This is a genomic window from Methanobrevibacter filiformis (genome assembly GCF_001639265.1).
GTDB lineage: Archaea > Methanobacteriota > Methanobacteria > Methanobacteriales > Methanobacteriaceae > Methanacia > Methanacia filiformis.
The window spans coordinates 1-2,526 of sequence record NZ_LWMT01000114.1; the positions used below are offsets into that span (position 1 = coordinate 1).

Genomic DNA, 2,526 nt, shown 5'->3' on the forward strand with positions numbered 1-2,526 from the left:
ATCTTCATGCAAAACCATAAACACCAACTCAACAAAAACTAAAAAACACTAATAATATATTACACCCCATAATATTTAAAACTAAGCATAACTAAAAAGAATCAAAAAATAATTATTGCACAGCCAAAACAATGAAAAAAATTTCAAACTTAAAAAAACCATTAAACAACCATCAAAAGATCCTGTAGTTAAATACATAGACAATAATTTGTCTAAAAAAACATATTATTACAAAGTTCGTTCTTATAAAAAAATAGATAATAAAAAGATTTATAGTGATTTTAGTGGAGTTAAATCTAAAAAAGTGATTAAATAGTGGTGTTATCAATTTAAAGAGTGTTTTAGAAAATAAGGTTTTTAAAAAATAAGGTTTGAAATGTTTTGAAATGTTACAACGTCTAAATATAAGAATAATTAAAAATATTAAAAATAGTAAAGAATATTAAGAATAAAAAATATATACATTTTATTGAAACTATATTATTTATTTTAAAAATAATTGAAATAAATAATGGAAAATGGTTATATCTGTATTGATAAAATATTATGGATTATATGAAATTATGGTTATATTTATTAGATGTGTGGTATAATGACTTCAGCAAAATTAAAAACAAATGGAGAATGGTTAGTTTGGGCTAGGAAGACAGCACACTATAAAACAGAAAAGATAGCTAAAAGAATTAGTAAAACATCTGAAACCATAAAAAAATGGGAAAATAATGGAGAAATATCTTTTAATAACTTATCAAAGTTAGCACATGAATACCAGAGACCTACAACAATTTTTTTCAATGATGATAAACCAGTATATGAAAATGAGCCTCCTAACTTTAGAACAGAAGGCAGTGAAAAGATGACTATCACTCCTCGCATTGCTTTTGAAATTAGAAAAGCTAGATCAAGAAGAGAAACTTTGCTAAATTTAGAGGAGGAATCGGATGATTTTGAAATTCCTTTATTTCCTTTTAAAAATTTTCAAGTCGAAGATATTAATAAAATTCCTGAGCTATTAAGTGATTTTTTAGGATATAAACCTAGATCAAGAGCATCTATTGGACTAGATCATTGGATTGATAAAGTTGAATCATTAGGATTATTAGTTTTTCAATTTTATGATATAAAACCTTCTGAATTAAGAGGTTATGCTCTGTATTATGATAAATTGCCTATAATTGGGATTAACTCTAAAGAAATTGATAATGCTAAAAAATTCACATTTTTTCATGAATTAGCCCATATAATAATGAAAAAAGAAGGTTTAAGTAATATCAATCAATATAGTTTTGTTGATAAAGAAGAATTTTTATGTAATAAAATAGCTGCTGAAACACTCCTCCCTAATAAATTATTTAGTAATTATATAAATGAAAATACATCCTATTCCAAATTTTCAGCAGAAGATATTAAAAGGCTATCAAAAATTTTTCATGTTAGTCAGAGTGTTATCGTGAGAAAAGCAATAACATTAAATTATATAACAAAAAAAGAATATGATAAAAGAATAAATGAATTTAAATCATATATCGCCGTTCCTAAAACACTAAAATCGAGCAAAATATATGGAAAAAAGAAGAGACTTGAATCGGATAAGCCAGACCATAAAAAAGGAATTCATAATAAAGCAATGATATCTTTTAGGAAAAATGGTAAATATTTCACTAAATTTCTTTTAAATGCATATGAAGAAGAAATAATAAGTGATATTGATGTGGCTTTAGAATTAGGAGTATCCCTTGAAATTGTTCGCGAAATGAAAAAAATATTAGGCAAGGAGGAGTTTAACGTATAAAGATTTTATACAATATAACTTCTTTTATTTTATGTAACCAATGTTTTAATTATTTTCATTTTTATACATGCTTAAAGCTCTTTTTAGGTCTAATAGTTTACATTTAACGTTTCGTGGTTGGAATGCTACTGATAGTAAAATAACATTCTTGTTTTGGTATGGTTTGTAATATTCATTTGTTATAATTTGACTTAATCCATCATCTAACATATTGTCCATGGATTCTGTTTCGCTGAACTTAAACTCAATAACTATAATATTGTCTTTTTGCTTTAATACAGCATCCATTCTTCCTTTAATAGTCATGATTTCTTCTTCAATATCAAAACCTAGTAGTTGCAACCAGGAAATAGCTAAAATTTGGTAATGTGCTTCAAATTCTTTTTTAAGTTTACCATATAAGAGGTTTGGGATTTTGTGAAGTAAAATCTCGAAAGATTTTTGTAAATTCGCTTCATCTAAGTTTAAGATGTATTTAAGCATATTATCTGTCATTGGTTGTATTTGGCTCTCATCATAGTTAGTGTAGGTTCCTAAGATATAGCTGAACAATGAATCATGCACTTCTTTATTAGGAATAGCTAGTTTATATTTTGATGATTCACCTAAAATTGTCTTTTCTTCTTCTTTTATTGTTAAATAACCTGTTTGTAGTAGTGCTGTTGTGAAGTCTAAGTTTTCGAGTTTAAAGCTAGGGAATGTTCCTGAGAATGTGGCACTTTTATTTACTAAGA

General features: G+C 25.9%; 3 protein-coding genes. 2 read left to right on the forward strand and 1 reads right to left on the reverse strand.

Annotated elements, in window-relative coordinates:
- The first annotated feature begins 115 nt into the window (after positions 1-115).
- Both MBFIL_RS03815 and MBFIL_RS03820 read left to right on the forward strand, forming a co-directional pair.
- A complete protein-coding gene (locus MBFIL_RS03815) occupies positions 116-316 on the forward strand; it encodes a hypothetical protein (protein WP_066971655.1) in 201 nt (66 codons plus the stop codon).
- A gap of 276 nt (positions 317-592) precedes the next feature.
- Positions 593-1,792 carry an XRE family transcriptional regulator gene (locus MBFIL_RS03820; protein WP_066971656.1) on the forward strand — a complete coding sequence of 400 codons (1,200 nt, stop codon included), beginning with the start codon at positions 593-595 and terminating at the stop codon, positions 1,790-1,792.
- A 45-nt stretch (positions 1,793-1,837) separates the two neighbouring features.
- Here the strand turns inward: MBFIL_RS03820 and MBFIL_RS03825 are convergent.
- A partial coding sequence (locus tag MBFIL_RS03825) for a PD-(D/E)XK nuclease domain-containing protein (protein WP_211261707.1) occupies positions 1,838-2,526 on the reverse strand: 689 nt, incomplete at its 5' end.